We start from the raw sequence: 17,990 nt of genomic DNA, 5'->3' as shown, positions 1-17,990 counted from the left end.
GCCCTGTAACCGCGATCCCGCCCACACTCCTAGACTGGTCTTGTGGTCGACAACGCTCTTGTGCCCAACAGCCCACTTCTGACTTCCCCCGGCGCGGTCACCGCACCGGACGGTTCGGCCGACATCGGTGTCGCATGGCACTACGGCGATCCCCTCGGTGAACAGCGAACCGCGCAGCGCGCAGCAGCGGTGGTCGACCGCAGTCACAGATTCGTGATCGCCATTCCCGGCGACGAACGCCTCACGTGGCTGCACACGATTTCGAGCCAGCACATCGCCGCGCTCCCCGACGGCAAGAGTGCCGAGAACCTGAGCCTGGATGTCAACGGACGCGTCGAGCACCACTTCGTGCAGACGGACCTGGCCGGTGTCACCTGGATCGACACCGAAGCCGACCGCGGACCCGACCTCCTCTCCTTCTTGAAGAAGATGGTGTTCTGGTCCAAGGCCGAACCTCGAGACGGCAACGAACTCGCGGTCCTGAGCCTGGTCGGTCCCGAATCCCCGGCTGTCCTCTCCGCGATCGGCGTGCAGACACCAACCGATGCCTACGACGCTCTCGCGCTGTCCGACGGCGGGTTCGTCCGCCGCATGCCGTGGCCCACCGAGGACTCTTTCGATCTGCTCGTCCCACGGGAGCAACTGGCGGTGTGGTGGACCAAGCTGACCGATGCCGGTGCCAAGCCCGCCGGAAGTTGGGCCTTCGAGGCGCTCCGCGTCGAAGCGAGGAGGCCCCGCCTCGGACTGGACACCGACGAGCGGACGATCCCGCACGAGGTCCACTGGATCGGCGGGCCGGCCGAACACGGCGCCGTCCACCTCGACAAGGGCTGCTACCGCGGTCAGGAAACCGTCGCCCGGGTTCACAATCTCGGCAAGCCCCCGCGCCATCTCGTCATGTTGCACCTCGACGGCAGCGCCGAAGCGGTCCCGGAACCGGGTGACCCGATCACGGCGGGCGGACGAGCAGTCGGACGTGTCGGGACCGTCGTCAATCATCACGAACTCGGCCCGATCGCGCTCGCTCTGATCAAGCGCAACATTCCGGTCGACACCGAACTGATGGCCGGCCCCAGCGCTGCGTCCATCGATCCGGATTCGATCGTCGCGGACGACGCACCCCAGGCCGGACGTGAGGCTGTCAACCGATTGCGCGGAAAGTGACGGGCATGGTCGACGCGGTCTGCGTCGTCCACACCGAACGTGACAGTGGCGTCAGGCGAGTCCCCCGGACCGCGATCGACAAGCGTCCCGTCGACGGCCGCGTCGCGGTCGGCCGACTCGGCCTGGGTGGCGACTACGTCTGCGACACCGAGTTCCACGGCGGCGCCTTCCAAGCTGTCTACGCGTATCAGCGCGACGAAGCGCAGCGATGGTCGGACGAGTTGGGCCGACCGCTCGCCCCGGGGTGGTTCGGCGAGAACCTCCACATCAGCGGAATGCTCGTCACGGACGCCGTGATCGGCGAGCGTTGGCACATCACCGGAGCCGAGGCGTCGGACGTTCTCGAACTCGAGGTAACCGCTCCCCGCGTCCCGTGCGGCACGTTCGGCATCTGGGCCGCGGAAAAGGGCTGGGTCAAAAGATTCACCGAGCGGACCGACGTCGGCGCCTACCTTCGCGTCAACCGGACCGGCACGATCGCCGCGGGCGACTCGGTCACCCGAGTCCACGTACCGGATCACGGAGTGACTGTTCGAGAAGTCTTTGCCGGAACCGACCCCGAGAGACTCCGACGGCTCCTCGCAGAACACACCGATCTTGCACCGAACGTCGCCGCGCGCGTCCAGAGGTTCATCGAACAAGCAGAAGCGCAGGTGCACTCGTGAGTATCGAATTGGTGGAAGTGGTCCGCTCCGGATTCCGCGAATGCGTGCATCGCGGATCGGCCGTCATTCTCGGCGCCGACGGCGAGGTCGTTGTCGGACTCGGGGAGATTCACACACCCATCTACCCACGCTCGGCGAACAAGCCGCTGCAAGCCGTCGCTGCGCTTCGTAACGGCTTTGCACCCACCAGTCCGGAAGAGTTGGCCGTCGCGTCGTCCTCACATGCGGGCGAGGCCGATCACATCGAACTGGTCGCCGCGCTTCTCGCTCGCTACCAACTCGGTGTCGACCAGTTGCAGTGCCCCTCCGATCTGCCGGGCAACGAACTGGCCCGAGCCGAACTGATCGCAGCGGGCGAGCTTCCCAGTCCGATCTACATGACCTGCTCGGGCAAGCACTCCGCGATGCTCGCGACGTGCGTCGTGAACGACTGGCCGCTCGAGACGTACATGGAGCCGACCCATCCCCTCCAACTCGCGATCCAGGAGACGATCTTCGATCTCAGCGGCGAGGAAGAGCAGGAACTCGGCATCGACGGTTGTGGGCTCCCGATCGTCCCGCTTTCGCTCACGAACCTGTCTCGGGCATTCGGACGCCTGCCCTCGGCTGAGCCGGACTCCCCCGAACGGGCTGTGGCCGACGCGGTCCGCGAAAACCCCTTCCTCGTCTCGGGCACGGGCCGCAACGATCAGCGCCTGATGTCGGCCGTGCCGGGTCTGTTCTCCAAGACCGGATACGACGGCATCTACGCCGGAGCGCTTCCCGACGGTTCCGCTTTCGCCCTCAAGATCGACGACGGCCACGAGCGGGCGCTCCTGCCCTTGGCGGCAGCTCTGCTCAAGCGAATGAACACCGAGTGGACCGAGGAATTGGCGGCTCTCGCATCCGCTCCGGTCTTCGGCGGCGACGCCCGAGTGGGGACGATTCGCGCAATTCCCGGAAACTTCTGAGCAGTTCTCACAAAGTTCTGACGAGTTCTTTCAGCATCCTGGCAGCTCGCGGCCATAGTGAGAGCAATCAGACACGGCGGTGAGGCGTTCGTGGAAGCGGAAGCGACTTTTCCACGCTAGAGTGTGTGTCAGGAAACTTACACACTCAAACGGGGCCGCCAAATTCCCCAGGCCGCCCCGCGAAAGCGCGAGGGGGTCAGCCATGGGCCGCGGCCGGGCTAAGGCAAAGCAGACCAAGGTTGCACGCGAATTGAAGTACAGCGTACCGACCACGGATTTCGACAGCCTGCAAAGAGAGCTCGCAGGTGGATCGACCAACTCGCATCGGAGCAGTGTCCGATCGGACCAGACTTCCGATAGGGAAGGGCATGCGCGAGAGGACGACTACGACGACTGGCGGCGTTGACCGCGCACTGCCACCGCGCAGACTGTGAAATGAGGAAGAGCTGATCGCTCTTCCTCATTTTTGCGTTCCATTTTCTGCCTCGCGCCTGCTTGTACGGACACACAAAACTGCCCCACCGGATCTCTCCGATGGGGCAGCTGACGTTGCGGTCTAGAAGCGCGGGTGGTCTCCGGCCAGGAACGCACGCTCTGCAGCGGCGTCCGACGCCTTCTTGACGCTACCGAGCGTCCAGCAGTCGATGTGGCGTGCAGTCAGGACGGCAAGTGCGCGGTCGACGTCCTCGGGCGCCACGACGGCAACCATGCCGACGCCCATGTTGAAGGTCTGCTCCATCTCGGCGCGCTCGACGCGTCCGCGCTGCGCGATCATCGCGAACACCGGAGCGGGGCTCCAGGTTCCGCGATCGAGTTCGGCGACCAAGCCCTTGGGCATGACGCGTGCAAGGTTGTTGGCGAGGCCGCCACCGGTGACGTGGCAGAAGGTGCGCACGTCGGTCTCGGCAGCGAGTGCCAGGCAGTCCTTGGCGTAGATCTTCGTGGGCTCGAGCAGTTCCTCACCGAGCGTGCGGCCGAACTCGTCGACGTGTGCGCTCAGGTTCATGCGGTCGATCTCGAGCAGGACCTTGCGGGCCAGGGAGTAACCGTTGGAGTGAAGTCCCGACGAGCCCATGGCGATGACGACGTCGCCGGGGCGAACGCGGTCCGGTCCGAGCAGCTTCTCGGCCTCCACGACACCGACGCCGGTGGCGGAGAGGTCGTAGTCACCGTCAGCCATGATGCCGGGGTGCTCGGCGGTCTCGCCTCCGAGGAGAGCGCAACCGGCCTGGATGCAGCCCTCGGCGATGCCGCTGACCAATTCCGCGACGCGCTCGGGGATGACCCGGCCGACAGCGATGTAGTCCTGAAGGAACAGCGGCTCGGCGCCACAGACGACGAGGTCGTCGACAACCATGGCGACGAGGTCGAGTCCGACCGTGTCGTGCTTGTCCATCGCCTGCGCGACAGCGAGCTTGGTTCCGACGCCGTCGGTCGATGCGGCGAGCAGCGGCTCCTTGTAGTCACCCTTGAGGGAGAACAAGCCGGCGAAACCACCGAGGCCACCCATGACCTCGGGGCGGCTGGCCTTCTTGGCCAGAGGGGCGAAGAGTTCCACCGCCCGGTCGCCTGCGGCGATATCGACTCCTGCTGCCGCGTAGGAGGCGCCTGCGGTGCGGTGACTGTCCTCGGTCATCGGGTTACTACTCCAGCCTTGTATTTCTCGCGAGCACGTATTGCTCGTGCACAGGTAAGTGGTCTTGCAATGTGAAGTGTTTGCAATCCTCGTGACGCGAGATGGATCGTTCGACTCGAGACCCAGAGCGCGCACACAAATACCGACGATTACGCCCATACGCTACCGGACCGGCCCCCTCGGTGAGACCTCGCGTACCCCGAGACGTCAGTTCTGCAGCCGCGCACCGATCGAGGAGTGCAGCGCTCGCAGACTGTTCTGCCCGAGTGCAACGGTCTCGGATTCGATGTGTTTGAGGAGGTGCCCGTCGTGGACGACCTTCTCGCTCGACTGGATCAGCACCGTGCCGGCTCCGGTGAAATCGAACTGGCGTTCTTCACCGGTATTCGCGCCGAACATGCTTCCCCGAACCGCGCCCAGGAAGCTCTGCATCCAGTCCGCATCGAAGTGATGGGACGGCGACGGGCAGTCGGCCCAACCCACCAACGCCTGCGGGTCGATGCGCAGCGGCGGCTCCGCGAACATGACCGGGCCGTTGGACGACGCCAGGAACTTGCCCGTTCCCAGCAGCGTCAAAAAGCCTGGGACGATGGACTGTTTGAGGTCCAGGCTCGTCTCGAAGGCGAGGAGATTGGCCGCGCGAATCGTGAGGTTGCCGTCGTCGAGGTCGTAGGAATTGATGTTGAATCCGCGGTCGCCGAGGATCAACTTGCCCTGCCCCTGGGCGAGCACCCAGTCGTCCGCGTAGAGCGGCGAAGAGAACCTGGCCGCGACGATCGCCGTCATGCTCGTGCGCCCGAGCGGCTCGAAGTTGATGTTTCCGTAGTACGCGATCATCGCGCCCTTGGACGTGAACCACGGTTGTCCGGCCATCTCGACGCAGAAGGCGTAGTCGTTGCCCGGGACGTTGTCGTTGGCGGGCAGAGTTGCCGGATTGTGAATTTCGATACCCATGCTCTTTGCCCTCTCAGAACTTCTGCTCGGACGCCTGGACCCAGACGGTGCCGGCGCCGGTCATCTTCAGCTGGATGGACTCCCCCGAGCCTTTGCCGACTGCCTCGCGCCAGCCGACGTTCGCGGAGATGTCGACGTTGATCTGACCGATATGGCACACGTATGCCTGCGGGTCGACGACGACCTGAGGATTGTTCGGACCGACCTGCAACGGAATCGCGCCCCCGTGCGAGAGAACCGCGACGCTTCCCTGGCCGTGCAACTGCGTCGTGAACAGTCCTTGACCGGTCATCGCTCCGCGTACCGCTCCGCGCACACCGCCCTGCGACGTGAGAGCGACTATCGAACTCTGGAGGTAACCGTCGTGTGCGAGGAGTCGGTCGGCTTCGACCGTGAGCATCGACGAACCGTCGAGGTGGATGACCTCGACATACAAGCCGGCGTGCCCGTAGAAGACCTCACCGTTTCCCTCGGCCGCCATCATGCGTGCATGCTCGCCGGACATCATGCGGCCGGCCATCCCGGCGATACCGCCCATGTTCGGCATGGCGCCTGGCCCACCGCCCATGCTGTGCGGGACGAAGCGGACGTCACCGGTGTAGTAGAGCATCGACCCGGTGCGGGCAAGCACGTTCTGGCCAGGCGCGAGGGTCGACTTGACGACCTTGCTGTTCACCAATTCCAACGGCATGGTTCAGCGCTCCTCGGGCTGGATGTAGACGACTCCGGATCCGTCGAATCGCAGCGAGAACGCTTCACCGCTGCCACCGCCGATCGCGGAGCGCCAGGTGACGTCGGTGACGAAGCTCTGGTTGAGCTGGCCACGGTGAGCGACGAATGCGTCGGGATCGGCAACCAGCGGATACTGCGGGCTGACTTCGAGCGCGATGATCGGTCCGCCCTTCGACAGCACGGCCACCAGACCGGTGCCGCTGACGACCGTCGTGAACAAGCCCTGTCCGGAACCTGCGCCGCGGAGGCCGGCAAATTTCACATCGGTTCGCAGCTGTCCGACCAGTGCGAGCAACTGTGACGCTTCCACGTGCAGAGCGTCGTTGTCGAGTTCGATGATCGTGATGTCCTGGGCGTCGACCGCGAAGTAGACGGTGCCTTGTCCGCTGACTTCCATCAGGGACAGTGATTCACCTGCCGCCTTCTGTTTCAGCGCGGCACGTAACCCTCCGCCACCGCCCATACCGGCGTTCTTGAAGGTGATCGCACCCTCGTACGCCACCATCGAACCGTTGATCGCTTTGATGGTGTCCCCCACCAGGTCTGCGACCAGTACCCGGTGCCCATCCATTCTCAGTTGCGCCACGGAGGGCACTATGCCAGATGCTCACGACGTATGCCGTGTCGTCGAACGGAAAGTCGTGGAACAGAAAATCTGCCGCCCACATGTTGTGGACGGCAGATTCTCGGCTATCGATTTTCGGCGCTTTTGCAGCTTTCGGTGTTCAGGGGCGGCTGAGCGCGCTCGCGTTGTCGTTGTCGCGAGTGGCCGTCGAACCTGCGGTGCTCTCGAGCATCCCCTCGAGGACGTTCTTGCCGATCGACGTTTCCTTGGGAAGCGCGATCGGGTAGGTCCCGTCGAAGCAGGCGGCGCACAGACGGCTGGCCGGCTGCTCGGTCGCGGCGATCATGCCTTCGGTAGAGATGTATCCGAGCGTGTCCGCTCCGATGGAACGACGCACACCGTCGAGCATTTCCTCGAACGTCGCATCCTGTCCGCCTGCTCCGTTGGCGATCAATTCGGCCGGTGAGGCGAAGTCGATGCCGTAGAAGCAGGGCCACTTGACCGGCGGCGAGGCGATACGGACGTGAATTTCGAGGGCGCCGGCTTCGCGGAGCATCCGGATGAGCGCACGCTGAGTGTTACCGCGGACGATCGAATCGTCCACCACCACAAGCCGCTTGCCGCGGATGACTTCCTTGAGCGGGTTGAGCTTGAGCCTGATACCGAGCTGACGGATCGTCTGCGACGGCTGGATGAAGGTACGGCCGACGTAGGCGTTCTTCATCAAACCCTGGCCGTAAGGAATGCCCGAACCCTGGGCGTACCCGACGGCTGCGGGGGTGCCGGACTCGGGAACGGGGATGACCAGATCGCCTTCGGCGGGGTGCTCGCTGGCGAGCAGACGGCCGATCTCGACGCGGGTCGAGTGGACCGAACGGCCACCGATGACGCTGTCGGGACGCGCGAGGTAGACGTACTCGAAGACACAACCCTTGGGAGTCGGGTTCGCGAAACGCGAGGAGCGGACGCCGTCTGCGTCGATCGCGAGTAGCTCACCGGGTTCGATGTCGCGAACGAACGACGCGCCGACGATGTCGAGGGCTGCGGTCTCGCTGGCGACTACCCAACCGCGGTCGAGTCGACCGAGGCATAGCGGGCGGATGCCGTGCGGATCGCGCGCTGCGTACAGCGTGTGCTCGTCCATGAAGGTGAGGCAGAACGCGCCCTCCAACGTGGGAAGCAATTCCATCGCGGCCTGTTCGATGGTGCTGTCGCCGGCAGCGTGTGCCAGGAGACCACCGATGAGGTCGGAGTCGGAAGTCGCGGCATTGGGGCGCTTGTCGTTGACCAGGCCGGCGGCACGGGTGCGGCTCGCGAGTTCAGCGGTGTTGACCAGGTTGCCGTTGTGGCCGAGCGCGATGCCGGTACCGGCAGTGGTCGTACGGAAGATGGGCTGCGCGTTCTCCCACGTCGTGGAACCGGTGGTGGAGTAACGGCAATGTCCGACGGCGACATGTCCTGGCATCGCTGCGAGAGTCTGCTCGTCGAATACCTGGCTGACCAGGCCGAGATCCTTGAACACCAACACCTGGGAGCCGTCGGCTACCGCAATGCCGGCAGCTTCTTGACCACGGTGCTGAAGTGCGTACAGGCCGTAATAAGTGAGCTTCGCCACATCCTCTCCCGGCGCCCAGACGCCGAATACACCGCATTCTTCGCGGGGCTCGTTCTCGTCCTCGTCGGACGGGTTCGAAGCGAGGAGATTTGGACTGTTGACCGACAGATCGGCACGAGTCACCGGGCGCTCCCTTGTGGGCAGGGGTTGGGGGGCATCCACAGTCTACGGCCATTTTGGGACACACTTCCCCTGAGGGCAGCCTTGGGCCTCAGATCACGCCGAAGCGAACCGGATGGTCTCTGTCACTACGCCAACCGGAGCAGTGGGAGCCAGTGCGCAATTTCGGGGGCGCGGCTACCTGAGGCGTCGACTCGCCCGTCCCCTGCGGCCTCAGAAAACTCGAGCAGTCCGGTGACCATCTGCAACCACGTGCGAGCGTCCGTCTCGACGACGTTTGGCGGGGTTCCGCGCGTATGACGTGGACCTTCGATGCATTGCACGGCGACAAACGGCGGCACCCGCACCTCGACGCTCGATCCGGGGGCGATCTGTTCGAGAGTGCGCGCACTCATCTTCACTGCGGCGCCGAGTTCAGCGCGAGAAGGCTTCGGAAGTTCCGGATCGCGAAGCCACGGGCCGACAGCCAGGACTGCGGCACGGAATTCGGCGGGGTCGACGGCGCGGCGGGGCGGCATCAGTTCACTCCCTGTCTGCGAGTAGCGATACGAACGGCAAGTGCGCCACCGGCATTGGTCGCGAGGTGCAGCAATGCCGGTGCGAGGACGCTGCCACCCCTGCGATGCAGCCACTCGAACAGCAGTGCCGACGCGCCGGTGAATGCCACTGCAGCGGGAACGTTGTCGCCGGCGCCGCGGGCGGGGGCGACGTGCCACAACCCGAAAGTCAGTGCATGAACAGCCTGCGCGGTGGGACGGTTCAGCTCACGATTCCAGACTGCGGACATCGCGCTACGGAACAGCAGTTCCTCGGAAAGCACCGTGCCGAAGGGGATGTGCAAGATGATCCATTCGAGGAAGTCCTCACGGCCGTCTGCTCGCTCGTCGGCAGCGAGTGTCGCACGCAAGGACGGGACAACCAGAGCGGCGCTGTAGCCGGTGAGGACCGCCCCGGCCGCGGCTCCGCCGAACTGGGCACCACCACGAATTCCGGTGTGCGCCAATCCGAGTTCCTCGCGGGTGTAACCACGCGCGAGTAAGACTCCGATGGCCGACAGACCGGCTGCGGTGTTGACCACGGCGCGAGCGCGAGGCGAAAGACCGAATGCCGGAAGCACGACGTTGCTCCAGGTGATCGCGGCGGCGGAGAGCGCGATCGAGGCGACTCCCCTCACTTCTCGGGGCCCTCGGATTTCACGGCGACAACCAACGCCGACCGCACCCGCTCGGTTTCTGCGGCCGTCCATCCCTCAGGCTGGGCGACGCTGATCCAGGCGTCCAGAACGGAGGTTCCGTAATTGTGACCGTGACCGTCCGGAACTCCCGCGGCGTTACCGAGGTCTGCGGACACCTGCCAGAACGTCACGACCGGGAACCATTTCATCGACGGTGAGCGGTCGAATCCCGGTACTTCCTTGAGCCACTCGGGCCGGTTGAACATGAGGTCGGGTGACCACCACACCACCGGATCGGAAGGATGCTGGACAAACAGAACTCGCGGCTGCGGCCACGTCATACCGTCGGTCGGAATGTCTTCGGAGCGATCCGCGAACCGGACTCCGGCCAGACCGTCCGCGTACACGGGCGCCACTTCGGGAGTGCCGGGATCGCGCCTCTTCTCGATCGAACGCCACAACTGCGTCGCGTTCGGTGGACCTACCCACAGAATTCCGTCGGCGGTATCGCGCGCCGCTTGCAGTGTGTCGAATGCCCCCGCGCCGGCCATGACGCCGAGGCTCTCGCCGTAGACCATGAACTTCGGTCTGGTGGCTTCCGGTTCCTGAAGCCATCTTTCGTGTACCCGCTCGATCAAAAGGCGACCGGCAGCTTGCGCCTTCTCCTGGTCTGCGAGGAACGAGATCCAACTCGGCAGGTACGAGTACTGGCTGGCGACAAGAGTAGTGTCGCCGCCATGTACAAGCTCGATTGCCTGTGCCGCAGTGGGATTGACCCACCCCGTACCTGTCGTCGGAATGACCACAAGGACCTTACGTTGGAAGGCGCCGGTTCGCTCCAGTTCCTTGATGACCAGATCCATGCGCTCTTCGGGATCTTCGGCGCTTTCGAGTCCGGCATACACGCGAATCGGATCCATCGCAGGCTTACCGGTTGCCGCTTCGAGTTCCTGGGCGTCCAGTCCACGCGAGACGAAGTTTCGTCCCTCGAACCCCAATGTGTCCCAGGGAGCAGCAGATTCGGGGCTACCCGATTTCATCGGATCCTGCGGTTCGACGACGCCGTCTCGAGTGGTCGAGTTCTGCAGACTGAAGATCGAGTTGGTCGCGGCATAGATTCCGCGGACCAGGACGCCGTCGACCAACATGAAGAACAGGACGGTGACAACCAGGACGCCGACACCATTGGCCACAGACCGCGACCAGTGGAACCGCCGCATCAGCTGTCGGGCAATCAGTTTCACCAGATCGTGGAGGACCCGCCAGATCGAGATGAGCAGGCCGCCGATGAAGAGGCTCAATCCGAGGGTTCGGATGTAGCCGGAGGTGGTCGTGCCTTCGGCGTCGGTCAGCGCCGCAATTTCGCGTTGCCACCCGGCGGCGTAGACCAACATGATGATCGCCGCGACGATGGATGCGACCGGTACGAAGACCTTGATCGCGGAAGGCACCGGCTCGGGAAGGGGCCACCACCGTCGACCGCTGAGCAGGTATCGCTCCACAGCCCAACCGATCGCGGTGCCGACGCCGTAGCCGATGGCCGAGTTGATGCCGCCGATCAGACCCTGGAAGAGCCAATCGCGCGGCAGCAACGACGGCGTCAGAGACCAGCAGAAGAAGAACGCGGCAAACGCGATGCCGGTGAAGTCGAGTTTGAGGAGCCCCCACGCCCACTCGGTGAAGCGGTTGTCGAACTTCTCGAGAGATGCGGGAACAGCCAGCCGCAGGTGGTGTTCCTGCGGCTGGCTGTCAGAAGAAGTCAGTTCTCCGGAATCGACCATCTATCACCCGAACAGTGCGGGCAGCGTTCCCTCGAAGGCCTCACGGAGCTTGGCCATCGTGACGGAGAAGTGTCCCTGGACCTCGACGGAGTCGCTGCCCTCGTCGACGACCCCGATACGCGTCCACGGCAAGCCGCGAGCGGTGCACATACCGGTGAAGCGGGTCTCCTCGGTGCGAGGAACCGCAACCAGGACGCGTCCGGACGATTCCGAGAACAGGGTCACGAACGGATCTGCGCCCTCGGGAATCAGGATGCGGCAACCGGTTTCGCCGGCCAGCGCGGCTTCGACGACAGCCTGGGCCAGTCCACCCTCGGAGAGGTCGTGAGCTGCGGTGACCAGTCCGTCACGCGAGGAGGCGAGCAGGATGTCCGCAAGCAGCTGCTCACGGGCGAGGTCGACCTTCGGCGGCACGCCACCGAGGTGACCGTGCTCGACCTGCGACCAGATGGAACCGTCGAACTCGTCGTGGGTGTCGCCGAGCAGGATCAGCGTCTCGCCAGGCTCGAGTCCGAGGCCCGTCGGGATACGGCGGTGAACGTCGTCGATCACACCGAGGACGGCAACCACCGGCGTCGGCAGGATGGCCGTGGATCCGGTCTGGTTGTAGAAGCTGACGTTGCCGCCGGTGACGGGGATGCCGAGGGTGGCGCAGCCGTCGGCGAGGCCGCGAACGGCCTGCTGGAACTGCCACATGACACCCGGGTCCTCGGGAGAACCGAAGTTCAGGCAGTTGGAGACGGCCTTGGGCGTTGCGCCCGTGACTGCCACGTTGCGGAAAGCCTCGGCCAATGCGAGCTGCGCACCGGTGTACGGATCGAGCGCGGTGTAGCGGCCCGAAGCGTCGGTGGACAGTGCGATTCCGCGTCCGGTCTTCTCGTCGATGCGGATGACACCGCCGTCGGCGTTCTCGGCCAGGACGGTGTTACCGCGGACGTAGCGGTCGTACTGCTCGGTGATCCACTTGCGGCTGCACAGGGCAGGCGAGGCGATCATCTTCAGCAGGGTCGCTTCGAGCTCGGCGTCGGTTTCGGGACGCTTCAGTCCGGCGGTCGTGTTCGCGATCAACGCGTCCTGGCTTGCCGGGCGCTCGACGGGACGGTTGTAGACCGGGCCCTCGTGAGCGACGGTGCGCGGGGGAACGTCGACGACGGTCTCGCCGTGCCAGGAGATGGTGAGGTGCTCACCGTCGGTGACCTCGCCGATGTCGGTGGCCAGGACGTCCCACTTCTTGCAGACCTCCATGAACGCATCGACGTTCTCGGGCGTGACCACGGCGCACATGCGCTCCTGCGATTCGCTCGAGAGCACCTCGGCGGGGGTCATGCCGGTGGCGCGCATCGGAACCTTCTCGAGGTTGATGTGCATGCCGCCGTCGCCGGCCGCAGCCAACTCGGAGGTGGCGCAGGACAGTCCGGCGCCGCCGAGGTCCTGGATGCCGACAACGAGGCCGGCCTTGTAGAGGTCGAGACAGCACTCGATGAGCACCTTCTCGGTGAAGGGGTCGCCAACCTGAACCGCAGGGAGCTTCTTACGTCCGCCGGTGTCTCCACCCTCGTCGTCGAACGTCGCCGACGCGAGGACCGAGACGCCGCCGATGCCGTCGAGACCGGTGCGTGCGCCGAACAGGATGATCTTGTTGCCTGCACCCGAAGCGAAGGCCAGATGCAGATCCTCGACGCGCATGACGCCGGCTGCCAGTGCGTTGACCAGCGGGTTGCCTGCGTAGGACTCGTCGAAGACCGTCTCGCCGCCGATGTTGGGGAGGCCGAGGGAGTTTCCGTATCCACCGACACCACGCACGACACCGTCGACGACGCGACGGGTATCGGGGGCGTCAGCAGCGCCGAACCGAAGCTGATCCATGACGGCGATCGGACGAGCACCCATGGCCATGATGTCGCGGACGATGCCGCCGACACCGGTTGCCGCACCCTGGTAGGGCTCGACGTACGAGGGGTGGTTGTGGCTCTCGACCTTGAACGTGACTGCCCAGCCGTCACCGATGTCGACGACGCCGGCGTTCTCGCCGATACCGGCCAGCATGTTGGCGCGCATCTCGTCGGTGGTGGTCTTGCCGAAGTATCCGAGGTGGACCTTCGAGGACTTGTACGAGCAGTGCTCGCTCCACATCACCGAGTACATCGCCAGTTCGGCGTCCGTGGGACGGCGGCCCAGGATCTCCTTGATGCGTGCGTATTCGTCGTCCTTGAGACCGAGCTCCTTGAACGGCTGAGCGGCATCGGGATCAGCCGATGCGTGCGTGACGGTATCGACCTGGTGAGCAGACACTGGAGAGTGGTCCCTTCCCTACGGGAGTCAAGAGGCAAGCCGGCGCGGAGCGGGACACCACGAATGTGCCCAACGAAAGAACGTGCCGGGGGACAGTCTATCGGTGTGGGCCGACGACTTCCGCAGACGGCAGCACCCGCAACACCTCCGGGCCTGCGAAGTATCGCCCGTCACACCCGCCCCGGTTTGGGTAATCCGGTCGGTTTTCTTAAGGTCAGGCCGGTTCATTCTTTCCCTCGAAAGGTCTCGCATGCCCCAGGATGTTCGTCAAGCCGACCTCACGGCACAGTCCCAGTCAGTGACCACTCCCCTCACTCCGGCTGCAATTTTCCTGGTCGCGACCGTGAATCCGGGTGGCGAGAACACCACACGAGAACTGCTCGCCGATGTCGCCGGCCTGCAGCGGGCTGTGGGGCTGCGCGTCCCTGGATCGGGTTTGGACGTCGTGACGAGCATCGGTTCGCTGGCCTGGGATCGACTGTTCGCCGGTCAGCGCCCTGCGCTGCTGCACCCGTTCACCGCTTTGCAGGGTGACGTTCACTCGGCGCCGTCGACTCCCGGTGATCTGCTCTTCCACATCCGCGCGATGAGTATGGACGCGTGTTTCGAGGTGGCTCGGCAGATCACGAAGCGACTGCACGGCGCGGCCACGGTGGTCGACGAGGTTCACGGCTTCCAGTACTTCGAGAACCGCGACCTCATCGGCTTCGTCGACGGCACCGAGAATCCGGTCGGCCGCGACGCCGTCGCTGCAGTGACGGTCGGCGACGAGGATCCTGCGTTCACCGGCGGCAGCTACGTCCATATCCAGCGCTACATCCACAAGATGCGCGATTGGGAAGCAATCACCGTCGACGAGCAGGAGGGTGTGATCGGGCGCAGCAAGCTCGAGGACATCGAGATGACGTCCGACGTGAAGCCGGCCAACTCGCACGTCGCGCTCAACGCAATCAAGGACGAGAACGGCAAGGCTCTCGAGATCCTGCGTGCCAACATGCCGTACGGGCGCCTCGGTGACGACGAGATCGGCACCTTTTTCATCGGCTACTGCCGCACGCCTGCGATCACCGAACGGATGCTGGAGAACATGTTTCTCGGCGACCCCCGCGGCAACTACGACCGACTACTCGACTTCTCGACGGCCGTGACGGGCTCGATGTTCTTCACACCGAGCGCCGACTTCTTCGAGGGTCTCCCGGCCGCACCCGCCGGGCTCTCAGCACTTTAACTACGCGACCTCTAACTTCGAGGCGTGAGGAAGGCACCGAGCGCGTCGGCATACATGCGGACGTCTGCCGCGCCCATCAACTCGCGGGCAGAGTGCATCGCGAGCTGGGGTGCGCCGACGTCGACGGTGGACAGTCCGGTCCGTGATGCCGTGATGGGTCCGATGGTGGAGCCGCACGGCAGATCGGCGCGGTGGACGTAGCGCTGCATCGGCACTCCCGCCTGATCGCACGCGAGCGCGAATTCGCCTGCACCGGCCGCATCGGTGGCGTATCGCAGGTTCTGGTTCACCTTGAGTACAGGCCCACCGTTGATCTCGATCCGATGAGCGGGCTCATGGCGGTCCGGGTAGTTGGGGTGCGTCGCGTGAGCCATGTCGCCCGACGCACACACCGAGCCCGCCATCGCCTGCAGGAATTCTTCGCGGCCACCACCGCGCCCCAACACGATCCGTTCGAGCACGGTGTTCAGCAGATCTGAGAAAGCTCCACGGTCGGACATGCTGCCGACCTCTTCATGATCGAAGAGTGCGAGCACCGGGACCTGCTGACCAGGTGACTCGACTGCGGCCAGAAGTGCTTGTGTCCCTGCATAACACGTGCCCTGATTGTCCAGCCGAGGGGCGCTGACCAATTCCTTGTCCACCCCCACGACTGCGCTGGGCGCAAGATCGTGTGTCATCAATTCCCAGCCGAGAACCGACGACGCGGCTACACCCGCACGCTCGGCGACAAATCCGATGAACGACTTGGGTTTCGAACCCACTCCCCAGATTCCGTTGAGGTGCCGCTGCGGATCCAGCGTCACGCCCTTGCGATCTTCGGACAGGTGGATAGCCAACTGCGGAACACGCAGAATCGGGTCGTCGATGCGAACCAGCTTCTGCTCCACCGTGTTTCCCACCCGGACACTCAATCGGCCGGAGATACCGAGATCGCGGTCGAGCCAGGAGTTCAGCCACGCACCGCCATACGGTTCGAGGCCCACCATCTGCCACCCGGCCGAAGTGAGGTCGGGATGCTGTTTGACCCGCAGATTCGGGCTGTCGGTGTGACCTCCGACGATCCGGAACGGAGCGGCGTTTTCCACGCCCTCGGTGCTCCAGGCAATCAGCGAACCACCGCGCACGAGGAAGTACCGTCCGGGCTCGGCGGGCCACGACTGCGTTTCGTGGACTTCGACGAACCCACCGGCCGTCAGCTCGGTCGCCACCGTCGCGCACACATGGAACGGCGACGGTGACGAATCGACGAAGCTGCACAGGCCGACTGCGTCGGCCCCGGTCCGAGAAGTCTGAGAAGTCATGCCCCTCATCATGCCCGAATCGGTGCCCGCGAAATCAGTGGGCACGAAATCAGTGGGCGCGAATCGGGTGAGCTCAGAACCTGTCAGCTCAGGCGTGAGGACCGGACACGCAGAACTGGTTCCCATCAGGATCGAGGAGCGTCACCCAGCGGAAACCGTCCATGTTCTCCCGGTGGTGCTCGGTTGCTCCGGCCTCGACGAGCCGCGCCACCTCGGCGTCGAGATCCGGACTCCCCAAATCGAGATGGATGCGATTCTTGCCGGCAGTGGGGTCCGGGACCTTCTGGAATGCGAAGTTGGTGGCGCTGTCAGGGACCGCGACGATGTAGAACCAACCGTCGTTCTCCTCGACGATGTTTCCGCCCAACTGCGCCGCCCACCACGTTGCGAGCGGACCGGGATCGAGACTGTCGAAAGTGATCATGCCGAGTGTGAGAGTCATGCGCACAAGCTAATGCAAGCCACCGACAAAGAGTCTCGATCTCGGGCTGAGATGAGACGATCCTCGAATGCGACTCACTACGCTTCGCAACCGCGTTGCAGAACCACTCTTCGCAGTTTTCATCGCGACCGGATTACTCCTGAGCGTCCTCGGAGTGCTCGCCTGGCGATTTGCCACGCCATCCACGCGGACAGAACATATCGGCATCCAACCTCCACCACCGCCGCCGATAGAGGACGGCAAGACGGGGTACATGTGGGTGATCGACGGCTACAGCTACTCCGACGCACCACATTGGTTCCCCGCGGCCGCTTGGTTCCTGATGGTCGGAACGGCTGTCGCCGTTGTCGTCTCGGCGATACTGAACGCGACGGGATGGCGACTGGCCCGCGACGCGCACGGTAGAAAATTTGCTCTTCCGCTTGCCCTTTCAGCTTTCGGCGCAGCCTACGGACTCGCGGTTGCCGTTGTCGGACGAATCTGGCCGCCCACCTTCTATTCGGTGGTCCTTCCCGAACCGCGCGACCCTCAGAACCCCTACCCGGCATCGGCCGTTATCCACTTCGACCTCGAGCCGAACCTGATCACCTTCACCGCAACAGGTCTTGCCGTCGGCCTTCTCGCGGCCGCCCTGCTTTATGTCCGGAACTACTCGCTCACACGAACGAACTAGCGGGCGCGGAGATCACTCGACCGCTTCGAGTTCCGCGACACTACCGTCCGAGATCACTCGGACGTGGCGGGTGATCTTCTCGATCGGCCAGTCCCACCACGCAATTCGCACCAACTTCTCGATGTCTTCAGCGCTGAAGCGGCGCTTGATCTCCATCGCCGGGTTGCCGCCGACAATTGCGTAGTCCGGGACGTCGCGTGTTACGACTGCGCCGGTGGACACGATCGACCCGTGGCCGATCCGGACACCGGGCATGACTGTCACGTTCCCGCCGAACCACACGTCGTTCCCCACGACGGTGTCACCGCGCGACGGCAGATCCTGCACCAAATCCATGTGCCGGGCCCAATCGCCGCCCATGATCGGGAACGGGTAAGTGGAGACACCGTTCATACGATGGTTCGCGCCGTTCATGATGAAGGTGACACCGGTGGCCAGGGCGCAGAACTTTCCGATCACCAGTTTGTCGGGACCGTAGTGATGCAACACGTTTCGAGTCTCGAACTCTTCGGCGAACTCCGGATCGTCGTAGTAGGTGTACTCCCCTACCTCGATCAACGGGTTGTCGATCAACGGCTTCAGCAACACCACTCGTGGTTGCCCGGCCATCGGATGAACATTTGTGGGATCTGGCGCGTTCACTGCTTACTCCGATCCGTCGGCGCGGTGTCGCCGACCGCAGCAAGACTATCCGG

Annotated in this window: 18 protein-coding genes; 6 read left to right on the top strand and 12 right to left on the bottom strand. The window is 64.3% G+C overall.

What is annotated here, in order from left to right:
* The first annotated feature begins 42 nt into the window (after positions 1 to 42).
* From ABX74_RS23965 to ABX74_RS30050, 4 genes are all read left to right on the top strand, one after another.
* Positions 43 to 1,164 carry a YgfZ/GcvT domain-containing protein gene (locus tag ABX74_RS23965; RefSeq protein ID WP_047889837.1) on the top strand — a complete coding sequence of 374 codons (1,122 nt, stop codon included), beginning with the start codon at positions 43 to 45 and terminating at the stop codon, positions 1,162 to 1,164.
* Positions 1,161 to 1,829, top strand: coding sequence for an MOSC domain-containing protein (locus tag ABX74_RS23960; protein WP_019745099.1), 669 nt, complete (start codon positions 1,161 to 1,163; stop codon positions 1,827 to 1,829). Before ABX74_RS23965 ends, ABX74_RS23960 begins: the two co-directional genes overlap by 4 nt.
* On the top strand, positions 1,826 to 2,779 hold the full coding sequence (locus ABX74_RS23955; RefSeq protein ID WP_047889836.1) for an asparaginase: 954 nt from the start codon (positions 1,826 to 1,828) through the stop codon (positions 2,777 to 2,779). The genes ABX74_RS23960 and ABX74_RS23955 overlap by 4 nt, the downstream gene beginning before the upstream one ends.
* Before the next feature lie 202 nt (positions 2,780 to 2,981).
* A complete protein-coding gene (locus ABX74_RS30050; RefSeq protein ID WP_003940337.1) occupies positions 2,982 to 3,185 on the top strand; it encodes a DUF3073 domain-containing protein in 204 nt (67 codons plus the stop codon).
* A 150-nt stretch (positions 3,186 to 3,335) separates the two neighbouring features.
* On the opposite strand, the gene purM is transcribed toward ABX74_RS30050, so the two are convergent.
* The 9 genes from purM to purL all read right to left on the bottom strand — a co-directional run bounded on the left by purM (position 3,336) and on the right by purL (position 13,648).
* Positions 3,336 to 4,415, bottom strand: a complete 1,080-nt coding sequence (gene purM, locus ABX74_RS23950; protein ID WP_003940225.1) for a phosphoribosylformylglycinamidine cyclo-ligase — start codon at positions 4,413 to 4,415, stop codon at positions 3,336 to 3,338.
* A gap of 207 nt (positions 4,416 to 4,622) precedes the next feature.
* Entirely contained in the window at positions 4,623 to 5,369 is a 747-nt protein-coding gene (locus ABX74_RS23945) for an AIM24 family protein (RefSeq protein ID WP_019745100.1), read from the bottom strand.
* Between the two features lie 13 nt (positions 5,370 to 5,382).
* Positions 5,383 to 6,060, bottom strand: a complete 678-nt coding sequence (locus ABX74_RS23940) for an AIM24 family protein (RefSeq protein WP_047889835.1) — start codon at positions 6,058 to 6,060, stop codon at positions 5,383 to 5,385.
* Positions 6,061 to 6,063: 3 nt separating this feature from the next.
* Positions 6,064 to 6,672 (bottom strand): AIM24 family protein, encoded by a 609-nt coding sequence (locus ABX74_RS23935; protein WP_020970622.1) that lies wholly within the window; start codon positions 6,670 to 6,672, stop codon positions 6,064 to 6,066.
* Between the two features lie 154 nt (positions 6,673 to 6,826).
* Entirely contained in the window at positions 6,827 to 8,404 is a 1,578-nt protein-coding gene (gene purF, locus ABX74_RS23930) for an amidophosphoribosyltransferase (RefSeq protein ID WP_003940541.1), read from the bottom strand.
* 125 nt (positions 8,405 to 8,529) lie between these two features.
* Entirely contained in the window at positions 8,530 to 8,919 is a 390-nt protein-coding gene (locus tag ABX74_RS23925) for a sterol carrier family protein (protein ID WP_003939745.1), read from the bottom strand.
* Positions 8,919 to 9,575 carry a CPBP family intramembrane glutamic endopeptidase gene (locus ABX74_RS23920; RefSeq protein ID WP_019745102.1) on the bottom strand — a complete coding sequence of 219 codons (657 nt, stop codon included), beginning with the start codon at positions 9,573 to 9,575 and terminating at the stop codon, positions 8,919 to 8,921. Before ABX74_RS23920 ends, ABX74_RS23925 begins: the two co-directional genes overlap by 1 nt.
* Positions 9,572 to 11,356: an alpha/beta hydrolase gene (locus ABX74_RS23915; protein ID WP_047889834.1), complete on the bottom strand. Its 1,785-nt coding sequence runs from the start codon at positions 11,354 to 11,356 to the stop codon at positions 9,572 to 9,574. Before ABX74_RS23915 ends, ABX74_RS23920 begins: the two co-directional genes overlap by 4 nt.
* A gap of 3 nt (positions 11,357 to 11,359) precedes the next feature.
* On the bottom strand, positions 11,360 to 13,648 hold the full coding sequence (purL, locus tag ABX74_RS23910) for a phosphoribosylformylglycinamidine synthase subunit PurL (RefSeq protein ID WP_019745104.1): 2,289 nt from the start codon (positions 13,646 to 13,648) through the stop codon (positions 11,360 to 11,362).
* 250 nt (positions 13,649 to 13,898) lie between these two features.
* Here purL and ABX74_RS23905 point away from each other — a divergent pair, with 250 nt between their 5' ends.
* A complete protein-coding gene (locus tag ABX74_RS23905; protein ID WP_029256131.1) occupies positions 13,899 to 14,876 on the top strand; it encodes a Dyp-type peroxidase in 978 nt (325 codons plus the stop codon).
* An 11-nt stretch (positions 14,877 to 14,887) separates the two neighbouring features.
* Here the strand turns inward: ABX74_RS23905 and ABX74_RS23900 are convergent, their stop codons facing one another.
* A complete protein-coding gene (locus ABX74_RS23900) occupies positions 14,888 to 16,180 on the bottom strand; it encodes a M18 family aminopeptidase (RefSeq protein ID WP_029256132.1) in 1,293 nt (430 codons plus the stop codon).
* An 88-nt stretch (positions 16,181 to 16,268) separates the two neighbouring features.
* Positions 16,269 to 16,622 (bottom strand): VOC family protein, encoded by a 354-nt coding sequence (locus ABX74_RS23895; protein ID WP_020970627.1) that lies wholly within the window; start codon positions 16,620 to 16,622, stop codon positions 16,269 to 16,271.
* Positions 16,623 to 16,689: 67 nt separating this feature from the next.
* Between ABX74_RS23895 and ABX74_RS23890 the strand changes: the two genes are divergently transcribed.
* Positions 16,690 to 17,295, top strand: coding sequence for a hypothetical protein (locus tag ABX74_RS23890; RefSeq protein ID WP_047889833.1), 606 nt, complete (start codon positions 16,690 to 16,692; stop codon positions 17,293 to 17,295).
* A gap of 12 nt (positions 17,296 to 17,307) precedes the next feature.
* Here the strand turns inward: ABX74_RS23890 and ABX74_RS23885 are convergent, their stop codons facing one another.
* Positions 17,308 to 17,904: a CatB-related O-acetyltransferase gene (locus ABX74_RS23885; protein WP_070796070.1), complete on the bottom strand. Its 597-nt coding sequence runs from the start codon at positions 17,902 to 17,904 to the stop codon at positions 17,308 to 17,310.
* Between the last annotated feature and the right edge of the window lie 86 nt (positions 17,905 to 17,990).

Source organism: Rhodococcus sp. ARP2, from assembly GCF_001029585.1.
Taxonomy (GTDB): domain Bacteria; phylum Actinomycetota; class Actinomycetes; order Mycobacteriales; family Mycobacteriaceae; genus Rhodococcus_F; species Rhodococcus_F erythropolis.
The sequence above is the reverse complement of the archived record's forward strand: the minus strand, read 5'-3'. Positions and strand labels throughout refer to the sequence as shown.